This window comes from Zooshikella ganghwensis (genome assembly GCF_018263875.1).
GTDB classification, from domain to species: domain Bacteria; phylum Pseudomonadota; class Gammaproteobacteria; order Pseudomonadales; family Zooshikellaceae; genus Zooshikella; species Zooshikella ganghwensis.
Genome location: NZ_JAEVHG010000005.1, coordinates 203,218 through 220,179 on the forward strand (window position 1 = coordinate 203,218; position 16,962 = coordinate 220,179).

At 39.7% G+C, this 16,962-nt stretch carries 9 protein-coding genes; 6 read left to right on the top strand and 3 right to left on the bottom strand.

Annotated features, from left to right (window positions below; genetic code table 11):
- The first annotated feature begins 266 nt into the window (after window positions 1–266).
- From KHS79_RS09945 to KHS79_RS09965, 5 genes are all read left to right on the top strand, one after another.
- Complete coding sequence (locus KHS79_RS09945; RefSeq protein ID WP_212718631.1) at window positions 267–8,093, top strand: non-ribosomal peptide synthetase; 7,827 nt, start codon at window positions 267–269, stop codon at window positions 8,091–8,093.
- A gap of 139 nt (window positions 8,094–8,232) precedes the next feature.
- Window positions 8,233–8,874, top strand: coding sequence for an MBL fold metallo-hydrolase (locus KHS79_RS09950; RefSeq protein ID WP_094789397.1), 642 nt, complete (start codon window positions 8,233–8,235; stop codon window positions 8,872–8,874).
- A gap of 312 nt (window positions 8,875–9,186) precedes the next feature.
- A complete protein-coding gene (locus tag KHS79_RS09955; RefSeq protein ID WP_094787141.1) occupies window positions 9,187–10,092 on the top strand; it encodes a glycosyltransferase in 906 nt (301 codons plus the stop codon).
- Between the two features lie 218 nt (window positions 10,093–10,310).
- Window positions 10,311–10,970, top strand: a complete 660-nt coding sequence (locus KHS79_RS09960; RefSeq protein WP_212718632.1) for a hypothetical protein — start codon at window positions 10,311–10,313, stop codon at window positions 10,968–10,970.
- A gap of 44 nt (window positions 10,971–11,014) precedes the next feature.
- Window positions 11,015–11,425 carry a hypothetical protein gene (locus tag KHS79_RS09965; protein ID WP_027707424.1) on the top strand — a complete coding sequence of 137 codons (411 nt, stop codon included), beginning with the start codon at window positions 11,015–11,017 and terminating at the stop codon, window positions 11,423–11,425.
- A gap of 145 nt (window positions 11,426–11,570) precedes the next feature.
- Here the strand turns inward: KHS79_RS09965 and KHS79_RS09970 are convergent, their stop codons facing one another.
- Both KHS79_RS09970 and KHS79_RS09975 read right to left on the bottom strand, forming a co-directional pair.
- Complete coding sequence (locus KHS79_RS09970) at window positions 11,571–12,974, bottom strand: phosphatase PAP2 family protein (protein WP_212718633.1); 1,404 nt, start codon at window positions 12,972–12,974, stop codon at window positions 11,571–11,573.
- Entirely contained in the window at window positions 12,971–14,740 is a 1,770-nt protein-coding gene (locus KHS79_RS09975) for a bifunctional alpha/beta hydrolase/class I SAM-dependent methyltransferase (RefSeq protein WP_212718634.1), read from the bottom strand. The genes KHS79_RS09970 and KHS79_RS09975 overlap by 4 nt, the downstream gene beginning before the upstream one ends.
- 289 nt (window positions 14,741–15,029) lie before the next feature.
- Between KHS79_RS09975 and KHS79_RS09980 the strand changes: the two genes are divergently transcribed.
- On the top strand, window positions 15,030–15,638 hold the full coding sequence (locus KHS79_RS09980; RefSeq protein ID WP_094787145.1) for a YiiX/YebB-like N1pC/P60 family cysteine hydrolase: 609 nt from the start codon (window positions 15,030–15,032) through the stop codon (window positions 15,636–15,638).
- Between the two features lie 5 nt (window positions 15,639–15,643).
- Here KHS79_RS09980 and KHS79_RS09985 read toward each other — a convergent pair whose 3' ends face one another.
- A complete protein-coding gene (locus KHS79_RS09985; protein ID WP_084611134.1) occupies window positions 15,644–16,456 on the bottom strand; it encodes a glycine/sarcosine N-methyltransferase in 813 nt (270 codons plus the stop codon).
- Between the last annotated feature and the right edge of the window lie 506 nt (window positions 16,457–16,962).

Genomic DNA, 16,962 nt, shown 5'->3' on the forward strand with positions numbered 1-16,962 from the left:
TATATGCCTTTCACCAAGGGCCACTTTTTGTCCAATAATTAAGCTTTTTTTAGGATTAGTGGTTACCTGTAGTATGTACAACAGGTGAGCATCAAGGAGTTGATCATATGATAGCCTTTCTCTTCTTTTTTGCTAAAGAACACGCCAATTACTTTTTGTACCTATGAAAGTATGGCTGATTCAGTCATATTCGCGTTATTGCTAAAGGTATAGCAAACAATCTTAACGTAGCTGTTGATTGTGCTTGAATTTATTAGGGAGTATTTATGAAGTATACACATTATCCACTTCACCCAGAGCAACAAGCTATTTATTTCGATCAGTGTCAGGAAACTGATTCAACAAAATATACCGTCGGTCTAATTATTGAGTTGCAGGGTTTATTGGATAAAGAAGCATTATCAAAAGCCGTTAATCAAGTATTTCAGTCATTAGACTTTGTGGGGCTTCGATTTACACTCGTTGATGGTGTACCAAAGCAGTATAATGTACAGCAATACCCTGAGCTTTCAACAATTGACTTTAGCCAAACCTTAGATCCGAGTCAGCAGTTACAAGCATGGTTAAAGAATGAACTCCCATATGCATTTTCTTTGGACCGCGGTGACTTGGTTCGTGTGGTGTTGTTAACTGAGTCAGATCAACGTCATGTTTTCGTTGTTTTAGCGCATCATATTGTGGTTGATGGTTATGGCATCGTAAAGCTTATTAATAAATTGGGTGATGCCTATATTTCTAATATAAAAGGGGTTGAGTGGAAAGGAAATACTCAGCAATATTTACCTTGTGTTATTGAAAGTACAGAATATTCAAAAACCGAAAACTACTGCAAAGTTGAAGCATACTGGAAAAAAACAGTCCATTTGCACTCGCCAAAAATTAACCTTTTACCTGCAAAGTATTTGGGTGAAGTAAGTAAAGGCGTGGCGAGTTATTGCTGTGCTATGCCCCGCTTGATGAAAGAAGGTATGTTTGAAGCTTCACAGAGATTAAATATTGGTGGGCCACTTGCATTATGTTTGGCTGGTTTAGCACTTCATTTTTCAATTTACCAGCAATCATCAACTGTTGCATTGGGTTCAGTATTACATAAACGGAAGGGAAAAGCACAACGTGATGTTGTTGGAATGTTCTCGGGAGTATTACCATTTTATATTACTGTTGACCAGGCAAAAACATGTAGTGATTTAATCAAATACGTTGCCCAAGTCATTAAACATGTTTATCGTCATCAGTGTATTTCTACTGCACAGATCAAACATGCTAGTGGCCATAATGACCGATTATTTGATGTACTATTTTCTTATAACTCCTTTGCCCTAGATACAGACTTTAATAGGTTATTACATCGATTAGAGGATATATATACAGATGATTCATCCTATCCGTTAAATATTAGGGTTCTGGATCATGGTGACCGTTTTGGGCAGCAGCTTTCTATCACTTATCGTAAAGATTATTTTGCGCCCATGGAAATCTCATTGTTGGCAAAAAGACTGTTAAAAATCTGGGCGTTCATGATCGAAAATACTGATCAGTTACTTGAAGCGCTTCCTATTTGTAGTGTTGATGAATATCAACAGCTGCGCAGCTGGTCAGTTAACGATTTTGATGCAGTTAAATCACTACCAAATATAAATAAGCTTCATCATTCAGAAGTTAACAGAAAGGAAGTTTGCAAACCTAAGTGTGATTATGTACATCAGTGGTTAGAGCATAATGCTGGGGTATTTCCCAATAATCCCGCTATGTACTTCTTGGAAAATACTATCACTTATAAAGAGTTTAATGAACAAGCGAATCAACTTGCACACTACTTGATTCGTCAAGGGGTAAAGCCTAATGAATTAGTCGGTATTTATCTCGAACGTTCTCCTGCTTTATTTATTTCAATAATGGCTGTAATGAAAATAGGTGCTGGATATTTACCCCTAAGCCAAGAACTACCAGAAGAACGTTTAAAATATATTATTAAAGATGGTCATTGTCAGTGTGTTATTTCGGAAAAAAACATTTCATATACGCTTGAACGACTATTAATAGATAACCATGATACTTTCCTTTGTGTCATTGATGATGATATTACCCTTGCCGAGATACAACAGCTACCCAAAGAAAATTTACAGTGTGAAAGGCCCATACCTGCAGATAATTATGCATATGTTATTTATACCTCAGGTACTACAGGGCTACCAAAAGGCGTATTGGTTTCTCATGCTAATGTGGTAAATCTCTTTAAATCAGCTTCGGTTTTTAATATTGACGCTAGCAGTCGTGTGTTACAGTTTGCAGCAATAACATTTGATGCATCTGTACTTGAGTGGGGGATAGCATTTTATGCGGGTGCTTGTCTTTACCTACTGCCAAAGTCAATTAATTATGATCCAAAGTTATTAAACCAAAAGGTTAGTGAGTTATGTATAACCCATGCTTTCTTAACACCCGGTTTACTGCCTTCTCTGGATGCAGAATATTGGTCGGGATTACAACAACTGTTTATTGGTGGAGAAGCATGTAATGTTCAAGTAGCGGCAGAATGGTCCCAAAAAGTACCGTTAATCAATGTATATGGTCCAACAGAAATAACAGTGTGTGCGACGCTAGGAGCTTATCAGGCTCAGCAAAATAAGTTGCCCATTGGTAAACCATTAAAGCGATACTCTCTCCATGTTCTGGATAAGCAGCAGCATTTATTACCGATAGGGGCTATTGGTGAGTTATATATTGGTGGTGATGGTGTTACCCTGGGTTATCTTGGCCAACCTGCGTTGACCGCAAAAAAGTTTTGTTGGTTAAGCCCATTTGCAGAACTATCAATGTTTGATTGTGAGCAGGAGACGCAGCGGTTATATGCAACAGGTGACTTAGTTCGTTGGTTACCCGATGGTAATCTTGAATACGTTGGAAGGATAGATGATCAAGTAAAAATACGTGGTTTTCGGATAGAGCTAGGAGAAATCAAATATCAACTGGAACAACTTACTGGTGTTTGTCAAGCAGCTGTATGCACGGATATTGAGGATAAGAGTCGCTGTTTGGTTACTTTTATAGTGTGTGATGTCGACAAAATAGTAAATGATATTGAGGGAAATGAGTCACTGAATAGTAAAGATGAAAATCAAATTATTCAATTATTAAGAGAACAGTTACAACAGCAGTTACCAGACTATATGTTGCCAACGAAATGGTACATTGTTGATAAGCTGCCGTTAAACGTAAATGGTAAAATTGACTATCGTACCCTTTCACACATGGCAGAAAAGAAACAGAACGCATTAGACGTTGAAGAGCCTGATGTGTTTTTTAACGTGGTTGAACGCCAGTTGTGTGAAATTTGGAAAACATTATTACCTCATCAATCACGAATAAAAAGGATGGACAATTTTTTTCGTTTAGGAGGTCATTCTTTACTGGTCATGAAAATGGTGGCTGCTATACGTAATGCGTTTTCGGTGGAGCTACCTGTAAGTCATATTTTTGCCAAGCCTACAATAAAAAGCATTGCTGAGAAGATTCTTTGTGCTCAAAATGAAAAAACAGCTCATGGCGTAATCACGCCTGTTGACAGAAATGAGAAGCTTTATGCGTCTTATGCACAACGAAGCTTGTGGTTTCTTGATCATATGGAGCAGGGTAGTACACATTATAATATGCCTGCTGCTTACCATATTCGGGGGAAGATTGATGATGATGCTTTAAATTACGCATTGACTCAAATTATTACTCGTCATGAAACTTTACGTACTCGCTTTACACTTGAACAAGGTGATGTTTTACAAATAGTGTCGCCTCCGCCTTGTCAAAATCTCATCGAGGTCATTAAGTTAGAAAGTTGCGACAGTTTTAAAAAAACGAATAATGAAGCTCTATGGGATGAAGTTAATGAACTTCGGTATGAAGAGATTTATCAGTCATTTAATTTAACGGATGATAGTTATTTAATTAGAGTGAAACGTCTGGAGCTTGGCTCTGAACAAGGAAATATACTACTTATTACATTTCACCATATTGCCGCTGATGGTTGGTCTGTTGCACTCTTTGTGAAAGAGCTACAGTTTTTTTATCAGCAATTTTATGAAAAACAAACACAAAAACAGTTACCGTTGCCTTATCAATATGTAGATTATTCGGCCTGGCAGCGGCAATGGCTAAATACTGATGAGGCTAAAATACAAGCTGATTATTGGCAACAACAGCTTGCTGAATTACCTAAACTGCACCAGTTACCATTAGACTTTGCTCGACCTGATCGTTTACTGCATGAGGGAGGATTGTTTCGGGCACAGATCGCTTCAGATAAATTAACCCGCTTGCAAAAATTATGCGAGCAACAAGGCGTGAGCTTATTTAGTGGCGTATATGCGATATTTGCTGCGTTTTTATACCGTTTTACGGGTGAGCAAGATGTTGTGATTGGTACCCCTATGGCGAATCGTGATAACCCAGCATTCAGTGAGTTAATTGGCTACTTTGTGAATACAGTAGTTTTGCGCTGGCAAATAAATGGAAATCGCTCTCTTAACCAGCTACTTAATGATGCTATGTTGGTTGTGAAAAACGCATATACACACCAACACTTTCCTTTTGAGCGTGTTGTTGAGTTAGTACAACCAGAACGTTCCTTAAGTTTTCATCCGCTTTTTCAAATTATGTTAACGGTTGAAGATGATAATAATACGATGTTTACCCTGGGTGAGCAGTCTGCTACCGCATTACCTTACCCTGAACTGCCTGCTAAATTTGATTTAAGTTTACAATTTACAAAAAGTGATAAAGGTGCAGAGTTACTTTGGGAGTTTAATCGAGAGTTGTTTAAGGAAGGTACCATTAGCCAGTTTAATCGGTGCTTACTACAGTTATTCGAGCAATGGACTGTAGCACCTGACCTCTTATTAGACGAGTATTTATTACAGACTAATCGCCAACAGCAGCAGTGGTTAACCCAACATTTTGACCAATGGTTATTATCTTATCCAAAAACCATTTGTGATTTATTTAACTCACAGTGTCTTATTCAAAAAAATAATATTGCTGTACAAGCAGGCAACGAGGCAATCACTTTTATTCAATTACAAACCTGTGCTTTACGTTTAGCACGTAAACTTATCCTTGCTGGTATTCAGTCAGAAGACACGATCGGTGTATTAACACATCATTCGATAGACTGGGTAGTTGCCATGCTGGGTATTTGGTATGCCGGTGGTGTTTATGTGCCACTTGATCCGAAGTATCCTGATGAACGATTACATTTTATGTTGAAGGATGCCCAAGTTAATTATGTTATTGCTGAGCCTGGGTTAATAGCTCGAGGTCATAATTTAATATCAATGTCTAATACAGTAATAAATACGCGTGATGTATTAGCGGGCTATTCATCCATTAAATGCGCTGATGAGGCAGGTGATTTACTGCATGAAGTGAAGCAACAGACTCAGCTGACTACACAACAACTGGCTTATATTATTTACACTTCAGGCTCCACAGGTACACCTAAAGGTGTATTGATTGAGCACCATTCCTTTGCTCGACATATTCAAGAAGTGATTGATTGGTATCAACTGAGTAGCTCAGACTGCGTATTGGCCTTTGCTAATATTGGGTTTGATGCGTCACTAGAGCAAGCGTGGGAAGCACTTGGCATTGGTGCTAAATTAGTGATGCGAGAGGAATCATTATGGTCAGCAGAAGCCTTCCGGCAGTGGTTGATAACACACCAGATTACCCATATTGATATTCCACCAGTTTATGCCCAGGAAGTGTTTACGACAGTATTAGAAGATGTTGGTTTTTGGCAACAACAAAGTTGTTTAATGCGCGTGGTTGTTGGTGGAGAAGCTCTGAATGCTAACTTTGCTCAGCAATGGGCAGCCAGTGCCGCAGTATGTCATTGTGATTTATTAAATGCTTATGGACCGACAGAGGCCACCATTGCTGCCAGCATATATAAAGTGCCAAGCGGTTTTAAAGGGGAGAATGTGCCTATAGGCAAGGGATTATCGCATGTTCAGCTTGTGGTCTTAGATAGCCAGCAACGGATTGTACCAGAAGGTGCAGTTGGTGAGCTGTACATTGGTGGAGAAGGTGTTGCTAGAGGTTACTTAAATCGGGCATCACAGAATAAGACAAGTTTTATTTCCTATGCTGTTGCCGACCATCTAAAACAGCGTTTGTACCGAACAGGCGATTTAGTCAGGGTCCTCGCTGATGGCAATATTTGCTTTTTAGGCCGTGTTGATAATCAGGTTAAACTGAGGGGATATAGAATTGAGCTTGGCGAAATAGAATCAGCGTTGACCCAGCAAGATGTGATCAGTCAAGCCTGTGTTGTCTTACATGCTCCGAACACACAACAAGCACAGCTTGTTGCCTATATTGTTGTAAATAATGCAGCGAGTACTGAAAATCATAAGAGTGTGGTTGAAGACAAGGCTGCGATGATAACGGCATTGAGAATGAAGCTGGCTGAAACCTTACCTCGGTATATGGTTCCTGCTGCCTTTGTGACGATTGATGCTTTGCCGTTAACCGTTAATGGTAAAGTTGATCATCGCTTATTACCAGTGCCTGAACAGGCGGACTTTTATATTAGTCAAAGCTATGCAGCACCTACAGATGCATTAGAGGTTTCACTATGTGAAATTTGGCAACAGTTGCTGGGGTATGAGCAGTTAAGCATTACCGCTGACTTTTTTGAGCTGGGTGGGCACTCTATGTTAGCAGTTAAAATGGTGTCAGCAATAAAGCAACACTTAAATGCCCAGATTACAGTACAAATTGTTTTTGCGCATCCTACTATACAACAGTTAGCGCATTACTTACGTCTGCATGTTCAGAAAAACAGTAATCAGGACTTTACTAATAATAGCCGCCAGAATGCAGATAGGGTTACTGCAGACGACTGGTTACAGCGAGCAAAAGACTGTTTACTCCCTCTAGCAAAAGTCGATAACAATTATGTGGAGGGCGCAATAAAATACGCACTATTAACGGGAGCGACGGGTTATGTGGGTGGTTATTTATTGCATCAGTTGTTAGTTCAAAATCAGCACCTGTACTGTTACTGTTTAGTTCGAGCAGAAGATGAGATTAGCGGCTTAGTAAGAATCAAAACGCATTTACAGGCCTATGGCCTATGGCAACCACAATTTGCTGATCGTATAACAGTTTTACTAGGTGATTTATCGTTACCCAAGTTGGGGTTAAACGATATTCAGTGGAATACACTTGCCGAAGAACTGGATCTAATTATCCATAATGGAGCACGCGTTAATCACTTATTACCCTACACTTGTCTTGAGGCAAGTAATGTGGGATCAACTCTGGAGCTGTTGATACTTGCGGCAAACCGTCAAAAATGTCGTTTGGTCTTTATTTCTACTTCTGGTGTGTTTAACGCGGCAACAGACCACCCTTATGATGAGTTATCTTCAGTACAAGAACAGCAGCATTGGCAAAATAATGGTTATTTAGCATCTAAATGGGTAGCTGAGCAGCTTATTGAGGAAGCGTATTGTCATGGCATGAATGTGCAATTAGTACGTTTAGGAAGAGTGGGTGCTCCTGCTCAGTGCCCTCAAAGAGGCAATACGACAGATGTGATAGCTCGCTATTTGCAAACCTGTTTAATGCTTAAAACTGTACCTAAACTGATGTTTAAAGAGCATTTTATTCCTGTTGATTATACCGCAGCAGCCATTGCTATCTTGAGTTTGCAGCAAAGTTCTGAGCATAGTTTCCACTTATTGGGAAGCCAGCAAATCGACTGGAATTTATTACTGGTTGAGCAGCAAGGATTAAAAGAAGTGAGTGTGGCTGAATGGCAAGCAAAAGCTGAGGCATGGATCGCCTCAGGAAAAGAATTACCTTTTGCACCTTATTTGTTTAGTGGGATATTTGATAACGAAGGGTATCAGGCTGTAGAGATAAAGGAACAGAATACTCGAGACAGGTTACATAGGTTAGGCTTACAACAGCCTATCTTGTCTAAAGAAGCCTTATCGGCTTATGTGGATTTACAATTAGCCGTTATCAAGCAACAACCGCTAGAAAAAGACGTTGTTGTAAAAGTGGTAGAAGAAGGTCTGGTGTCATGATTTAACTTGATGTTTTAGCTGCTGTGTACTTGGGTAAAATTGCTAAACCTTACTGGATACAGTAAGGTTAGCGCTATGTGGATATTAACACAGCCTTTTTAGATATTGGATTCAGATGACCACTAAAGCATTAGCCCCGATGAAAGTTCTTACAATTCCTGTTACGCCTTTCCAACAAAACTGTTCGTTAGTGATTTGCCAACAGACAATGCGTGCAGCGTTAATTGATCCTGGTGGTGATACAGATATTCTAAAACAAGCCATTGAAGAAGCCGGTGTGACCGTTGAAAAGCTATTATTGACTCATGGTCACCTGGATCATGTGGGAGGCACCGCCAGTTTGGCAGAGTATTTTAATGTACCCATTGAAGGCCCTCATGAGGCAGATCGTTTTTGGCTTGATCAATTACCTATGCAAGCCTCAATGTTTGGCTTTCCACCTGTGCGCAGCTTTGAGCCTGATCGTTGGTTGCAACAAGGGGATGAAGTACTGGTAGGGCAATTGACGTTTCAAGTATTTCACTGTCCAGGGCATACCCCAGGCCATGTGGTCTTTTTCCAAGCGGATAGTAAGCTGGCATTTGTGGGGGACGTACTGTTTGCGGGCTCCATAGGTCGAACTGATTTTCCCCAAGGTGATTTTGATACATTAATCCACTCAATTAAATCTGTACTCTTTCCTCTGGGGGATGATGTAGAATTTGTGCCAGGTCATGGGCCAAACTCCACGCTGGGCAGAGAACGTCGCTCAAATCCTTTTGTGAGTGGCGAGTTTGGCTGAGTTGACACATTTTTCTTTGCGTGATGAGATGTTTGATTATTAGCTGAAGTAAGGTGTTTAACAGAAGGAACCTTTTGACACAACTTTTGTGATTTCTCTTGTTAAATTAACAACTTTTTCTAAGCTAGTTCACGTTTTAATAGGTTAAAGCTAGCCATCAATTCAATATTCTGGAAACTAACCGTACCCTTTAGTTGCTGATGCGGGATTGTGTCAGTTTTGGAATGTTTTGGGATAAAGTAGGATTACATAATTCATAGCCTAGACGCCTTATTATCATCACCTAATAGTAGTAATCACGGAATAAAATGCATGAAGGACTCAAATCCTGCCCTCGCAATTGCGGTTTTTGCTCATAATGAATCTGCCCGCATCACTGCTTGCTTAGAAAGCATCCGCGTTAGCATTATTAATTCACCCTGTAACGCATTACCTGAAGATTCATTCCAGTGTTTTGTATTGGCAAATGGCTGCTCTGATAATACTGCACAGGTTGTTGCGGAATATCAAAAGCAGTATTCATGGGTCAATTTAGTCGATATTAAGGAAGGTGATAAATCAAATGCATGGAACGTATTCGTGCATGACGTTGCTGTTGAGGCTGAAACCTACATTTTTATGGATGGTGATTGTGAAGTGGTAGGGGATTCGTTATACCAGCTATATCAATATCAAAAAATGCATCCTAACAAGAATGCATTGGCAGCCATTCCCATGGATATTGGCCGAGGTACCAAACAGCAAATTATTACGATGGTTACTCGCGGTGGTTTGGCGGGTAATTTATATGCCTTGCCCCATCAGTTTATTAAACGTGTTCGAACTGAAAATATTAAGTTACCTATAGGTACTATTGGAGAAGATAGCCTAGTGGGTGCCCTAGCTTGCTTTGATCTTGATGTAACGAAAGGTTGGGATCGAACGCGTATAGGCGTCTGCGAACAAGCACGTTTTACTTATGAGCCAATGGGGTGGCTATCATGGCGGGAGTGGAAAGTATACTATCGACGCAAGCAGCGTTACAGCATCCGCCACTGGCAAAACAAAATGATAAAAGCCATTTTAACGACTAAAGGTCCTCATTACTTGCCTGGCGATGTAAAGGATATGTATCAGCACTATTTGCAGGAAATTAAGTTAAGCTGGCGTGGGCTTGATACCTATTTTGATATGTTGGCTTGGAGACAGATTAATAAGGATACTGAACAAGTAAAATAGCGTTATTAATTTTACGTTATCAGCAAGCTTTGTTTCGCGTTTTCTAAGAATGGTTGACCTGAAAGTTATTGGGTCAGCCATTTTTTATATGTATAAATAATTATTTATTATAAAAAGCTTTTGATGAAGTTGTAATAATGCCTAAAGGTATTGATTGAGTAGGCTACGCTTATAAAATATTCTTACACAACAAATCATGTTTGAACGTTATGGTGTTGATGATAAACCTTTTGCTGGTTGGCAATGGAAGGCTTGAAAATAATCATTGGTGTTGCTTGATTCGAGTATTATGGTTTTTTATTTTAATACCTGCTTTTGCATACGGTAAGGCTGACATCCCAGCAGCCTGTCATGTTAGTCATTCCATTTCTCCTTATTTTGATTCAGTAACCTTTATTAAACAAGGACCTGACTGGGTTTTAATGCAAGGCGTTATTGATTCTTCTATTGTGAATAAAGTTCAGGTAATACTGAATAATCCATCAATTAAGCTGGTAGTGATGGGGTTTGTTCCAGGTTCAATTGATGATGAGGCAAATCAGCGGGCGGGTATGTTCCTTAGAAAGTCAGGCATTTCGGTATGTCTTACAGCAAAGAGTAGCGTAATATCTGGGGGAGTAGATTTTTTTCTCGCAGGTAAACAACGTTTTGTTCACCCAAAGTCACAGTTGGGTGTCCACTCTTGGCAAGGTGTGAGTGGTAAGCAAGGTTGGGAGTTTACTGCTGAGGCTGTGGAGCATGAAAGATTTATAGCATACTATCAATTTCTAGGGATAAATGAAGATTTTTATTGGTTTACACTGCGTTTCCCTTTTGAAACAGTCTATTGGTTAGCACCTGGTGATATTTATTATTGGTCTCTTGCAGAGATTATGTGATTCTTAACTCGTCGGGGGTACTTTATAATATGAAGGTGAAGCTAATGCAATTCGATTTCAGCCAATTAAAAAAGCAATCTTTAAGTTACATAGCATGTATTATTTTGTGTAGTGAAATAAATATAATTTATGCTAAAGAGGGTGAAGTTGCTGAACAAAAAATACAGAGCGCAGTTGCAGAAAACTATTGTAAACAAGCAATGAGTAATATGAAGCGTTTCATGCCTAATATTCTTAAGAAAGCAAAGCTGAGAGCTGCTGAGCAAGGGGTGGACTTGACCAAAGATAAACAAGTTCAGCAGCTAACGCAGGCTATTAATAACACTAATGAATTAAATAACTTGATTTTAGATTGCCAAATGCGTTGGGAAAAATATCAAGCCTCTGCTATTTGCATGTCGGGTGCCGAAAGTGAGTCTGATTTTGCGTTATGTATTCCTAAATTACCTGAGTAGTAAAAAAACTAAATAATATACCCAATACGAATGGTTTTTAGGTATGGCCATCGAGTGACGAAGTCCCATGAGCCTATATTAATAGTTGATTGGGGTGAGGAGTGAAGATAACTAAACCTAGAAATCATTCGTGAAGGGTATAACGTCAGCAGGGACTAGAGATTGTTTTAGATAATAATGCTGTTGAAGTTTCCATCTTACGGGATTGGTTGAATGAGTTGAGTGTATGGATAAAGTTTTGGTTAAGTACCGTGTTAGGGCGTAGTTCTTGCAAAAAACGTATGGCTTCATCTGTTGTCTTAACCCGTCCAGTTGCTAACCAGTAGGCAATAATTACAGCAGCACTTCGAGAATAACCCAGGGCACAATGCACTAAAACATGATAGCCTTGCTGTTGATAGTGGTAGATAAACTCAGTAGCTTGAAGCAGCTGCTCCTTATTCGGTGGTGTCAGATCCATAATACCAAGTGACAGGTAAGGTATTTGGGAATTTAAAAGCTGAGGATGCTCACTGTATTCGCTGGCTAAGTCTACAATTGCTAATGGTTTTAACGCTTCCAAATTGTTCAAGTCTGATGTTTTTACTCGGCGGCCTATGGATAACTGCTTATCAACTTCTTGATAAGCAGGTTGATTCTTTGTATACCAGTGCCAAGACAATAAAGCGCCTAAATGATAGGGAAGGAGTAACCAACGAGCTGCAGGTTGAAGTGCTCCTTGATTCTTTTGAAAAATATTAGCACCTAAGCCGGCATAACCAAGACTAATAATTGTCAGAGAACAAGCTGGCCATAATAAAATAAGTGTTAGCGGAGGGTTAATAAAAGATAACCCTAGGCATAGTAATGCAAATAATCCATAAATAATGCAATAGCGTGTGTGGATGAGTCCTTGCCACTGCCAAAAAGAAAAATATTTTGCGCTTTTAGAATGTGGGTTATTAATTGAACTATTTATAGTGGGAAACAGGTAGCAGCTGAACCAGCCAAGTGCTAATCCAGTAGGAATATCAATAAAATGGTGCTGATAAGTAAATAATACAGAAAGTAAGATTAAGCTAAACCAGATGTTGACTAAGCCTTTAAAAAGGCGATTACAAAGTGGTAAAAAGTGTACCCAGAGAATAACCAGTAATGCAATATGTAAAGAAGGCGCCTGATTAAAGGGCTGATCAAATGCATACAGTAAATTAAATAGGTCACCTAATAAGCCACCCATTTCTGGTCGAGGAAAAGCAAACTGCAATGGATATATTAGAAAGCAAAGGACTGCAATTAAAATGGCACTTGCCAAGCGTTTAGAAAGCGTAAAAAGTGCTTGTGACGACTTACAACAAAAGAGAGATAGGGCAAATAAAATATCGATGCTCCAATAAGGAATAATCATCCAAGGAATCACTGGAATCGCCTTTTCCCACTCAAAATATACAGAGGACACAGGGGCACGCAAAGAGGTCACATAGTTGGCAAATCCATAGCTGATAAAAAAGAGTGGTCCTAAAAGAGCCAGTGAATAACATGCTTGTTTGAATAGGTGTTGATTTTTCATGGTAATTGCGGATGACACTGTGGTTTTTTTACAGCCGTTGAAACACTAAAAATACCATACTTCTCTATGGACATATTGACTTTATAAAACCCAGCTTTATGGACTAGTTGATCCATTTCTTGTTGGGTTCTCCGTCTCATAATCCATGGTTTTCCACCTTGATGACTGGTTAATATCCGTGCAATTGACTCTAGCTGAGGGTGCCAGGGTTGGTTTGTATAAATGAGTAGGCCTTGGGGGGCTAGGATAGAGTAGAGCGCGTGTAATGACTTCATTACTGCATCATTATCACTAAATAGCTCATACAGTCCTGAGACAATAATAATTGAGGGACGGAAGCTGAGTTGCTCAATAGTTTCTGCATCAAAGGCATCACCACGCTGAAATTGCGCTTGGGCACTTAAGTTGAGTTGAGCTATACGCTGTTGGCCCTGTTCTACATTTGCTTTGGAGTAGTCTTGTAATAGCACATGTAATGGTTGGTCTTGGTATTGTTGAATCACATCCAATACATAACGTCCATGACCTGCAGCTACATCAAGAATGGCTACTTCTTTAAGCTGGGTGAGCTGTTGTTCTATTGCATGATGTAATACCGCCTCAATCAGTTTACGTCGTAGCCGAATACCTCGCCACCCTATGGCATTGAGATAAATCCAGTCTATCCACTTACCTATTAAAAATTTTCCTGAGGGTTTATTAGCGTAGACGTAGTCAAGCATATGGCCTGAATCAAAGCCATCTTGAATACCAATACGAATTCCATCACTGAGAGAGCCAATGGAGTACAGGAGTTTTTGTTGTAGCTTAAACCACCAGTATTTGGGGTTGGTTTTGGGTAATGGTTGCAGTAGTTTTTGGTACTCTTCATAGGTATAGCCCTGTTTATCGGCCTTGGTAAGATCGACATCAGGGGTAGGCCGCGCTAATAAGTCCTGAATAAACATACGAGCTTTAGCAATAGGCAAATGGCGATTGACTTCGTTAAAAGTATCATGAAAAAAACCAGGAAAAACCTGCATTTCTTTGCGTAAATTCGGCAAATGATTATAGAAACGACGTTGTGCCTGTTGTTTGACCACAAAATCCGCACCAGAGCAAAGAAGCAAGGTAGGAACAGTAATTGCACCTGCATCTTGCATTAACCGAGTACCTGCATCGTATAAATCAACCAGTACGTTGACTGCAATTGCAGGACATATCAGGGGGTCATTGTCATATTGGCTTATTTTTTCAGGATCATGGGTAAGTAAACGCCCTTTGACATAGCTGCTGATAAACGATTTGGAGCGGTATTTTAAGAGAAGCCGCAGTGCAGGGATAGCAAAGGGGACATAGAGACGGACTCGAAGTGCAGGACTGCCTAGGATCAAACCACGGATTGCTGGGGCATAGTCATGGACCCACGTACTGGCAATGACACTGCCTACACTGTGACCCAAAATAATCATTCGATCCATTGAAATCTGATAGTCTTTCTCGATATGACGGATAAAGCTATCAGCATCTTTGACAAGCTCATTAAGGCTATTCGCATAACCTCGCTCACCAGGTGATAGTCCATGGCCACGAGCATCCCAGGCAAACAGGTGAAGGGTAGGTATATTGAGTTGATCAACCATCTCTTGCCAACGCGCAGAATGCTCATGGCCTCTGTGAAAGAGGATAATGGCATAATGTCCTGTGGGATGGGGAGGCCAGTACCGATAAAACAGTTGAGTATTATCCCAGCTGTTGAAGTTACGTTCTAACGGTGTGCGTGTCATGGGTGGATCTCCCTTTTACCGTTTTCTTTTTAGGGAAATAAATGTGAATGGAAATAAGTATGTGATGCCTTTCATTGTTAAGCCAGTTTCTCCTAAACTGACTGGAAGAACTACTTGGAATAGACACTTCTCATCTCATAGGGTCTTAAGTATCACTATATAATACCTTAATAGCGGTGCTGTGTTATAAGTGCTTTAGTGGTTACAGTAAATTTAACTTCTATGCCTCATTGATTGAGCTCATGGGGGGAGAAAGTTGGATTTATAGTAATCAAAAAGGAGAGGGCATATGCAGCAGGTACTTGGCAAGGCAAATGATTCACTGACTGATTTTCATGATCATGTAGCACGACATTTACAGGAAGGTGACTTAGTTTTTATATCGATAAAAAGTGCACTTTATAAGCAGGTTGCCCAAGCGACAAATACCTGGACATCCCATGTTGGTATTGCTATTAAAGAAAATAATGAGTGGTGGGTAGCAGAAAGTGCGGTTCCTTTTAGCCGAAAAACACGGTTAAAAAAATATTTAAAAAGAACGATAGGTACGCAAGTATGCATCCGTCGTCTTAAGGGTGGCGTAAGTGAAGAACAGTTATTACAGCTAAAAGCAAGCATAAACAGTCGTATGAGAGTTTTGTATCATTTAGGTTTTGATTTTGATGCTACGCGGCAATATTGCTCAAAGTTTGTTCATCATGTCTATGCTGAAGCATTAAACATGCAATTGGGTGAAGTGGTTACATTTGAAACGCTATTAAAAAGTAATCCCAATACTAAGCTATGGTTTTGGCGGTTGTGGTATTTTGGACGCATCCCATGGAATCGAAAAACAGTGACCCCGCAAAGCCAGTTAGTGGACCAGCAATTAGATACAATATTACTGTCTGAACATTAAGCGGCTTACTTTTTCACAATATTAATCAGAAAGTCAGGTTCATAACAATGGAATGTTTCTTTAAAATCGCCATATGTTTTTTGGTATTTGAATCCTGCTCCGCTCAGTAATTCCGTCATTTTACAAGAGCGGAGTGGATTGAGGTTTAGATGGTGTTGGGAGCCATCTGAAAAGGCGTAACAAAATCGAATTAAATGTTCATCAATATAGACTGGTTGGATTGTGACGCTTTTTCCACAGTAATAATGCTCATGTGTGACTCTGAAACCGGCATCTAAAATAGCGTCATAATTGCGTTGATCAATGATGAGTATGCCATTGTTTTTTAGGCAATAATAAAACTCAGTTAACGATTTCTTTTGATCTATTTCTGTAAATAGATGAGTAAATGAGTTACCTAAACATATAATAGCATCAAATTTTTCATGAATTATCCGACTTAACCACCGCCAATCAGCCTGGGCTGTTTTTATTTGAACACCATATTGGTTTGCATTCTTGTAGGCTTTTGTCAGCATATTGGCACTGCCATCAACACTGACGACATCAAAGCCAGCATTTAAAAGTTGGATGGAGTGAAAGCCTGTGCCTGTTGCAACATCAAGTACACGCTTTACTCCATATTTATGTAACGTTTTTATAAAAAAATTCCCCTCACTTTCCTGGCGACGTTTCCAGTCAATGATTTCATCCCATTTATCGACGAAATCATCTTTATACTCCTGTTGATAGCAATTAATGTAGCTGTCAGAAATGAAGGGAAGGCTTTTTTCAGTGATTGAATGAGCTGTAGCTGACTTTGTGGCTAGTTGAGACATTTGATACCTCCTTGGTATCTATGTATACCCATCACGAATCATTTTTATGCGCGAGATCCATAGTGCTTATCTTCATGGACCTACCAACGTGTTTAAAAAAAACTGTGGTTGCTATCGCTCGTCTTAACAGAGCAGGTTAGCTCCACTAAAAACCCTTCGTGTTGGGTATAGCTTTCCTTGTAAAGGTTTTGCGGAATGCTATTTCAATACTGAATATTTTTGAATGACTGCGTCTAAAAGATACTGGCATGCGTGAGGAGGCTTTCTTTTGTGTTATATACCCTTCACGAATCATTTTTATGTGCGCTATCCATAGCGCTTACCCTAACGGGCCAGCGAAGCTGTTCTAATGTGTTCCTGACACATTAGTAGGGTTTGTTGTCAGCGCTGTTATATCAATTAAAGTGGCTACCGCAAGTTTCACAGCAGTAAACTTGCCCAGGGGCTTCATCGCTTGACGGCCGCACCCTTGTGCCCTTGGGGTATAAAAACCATTCGTTTTGGGT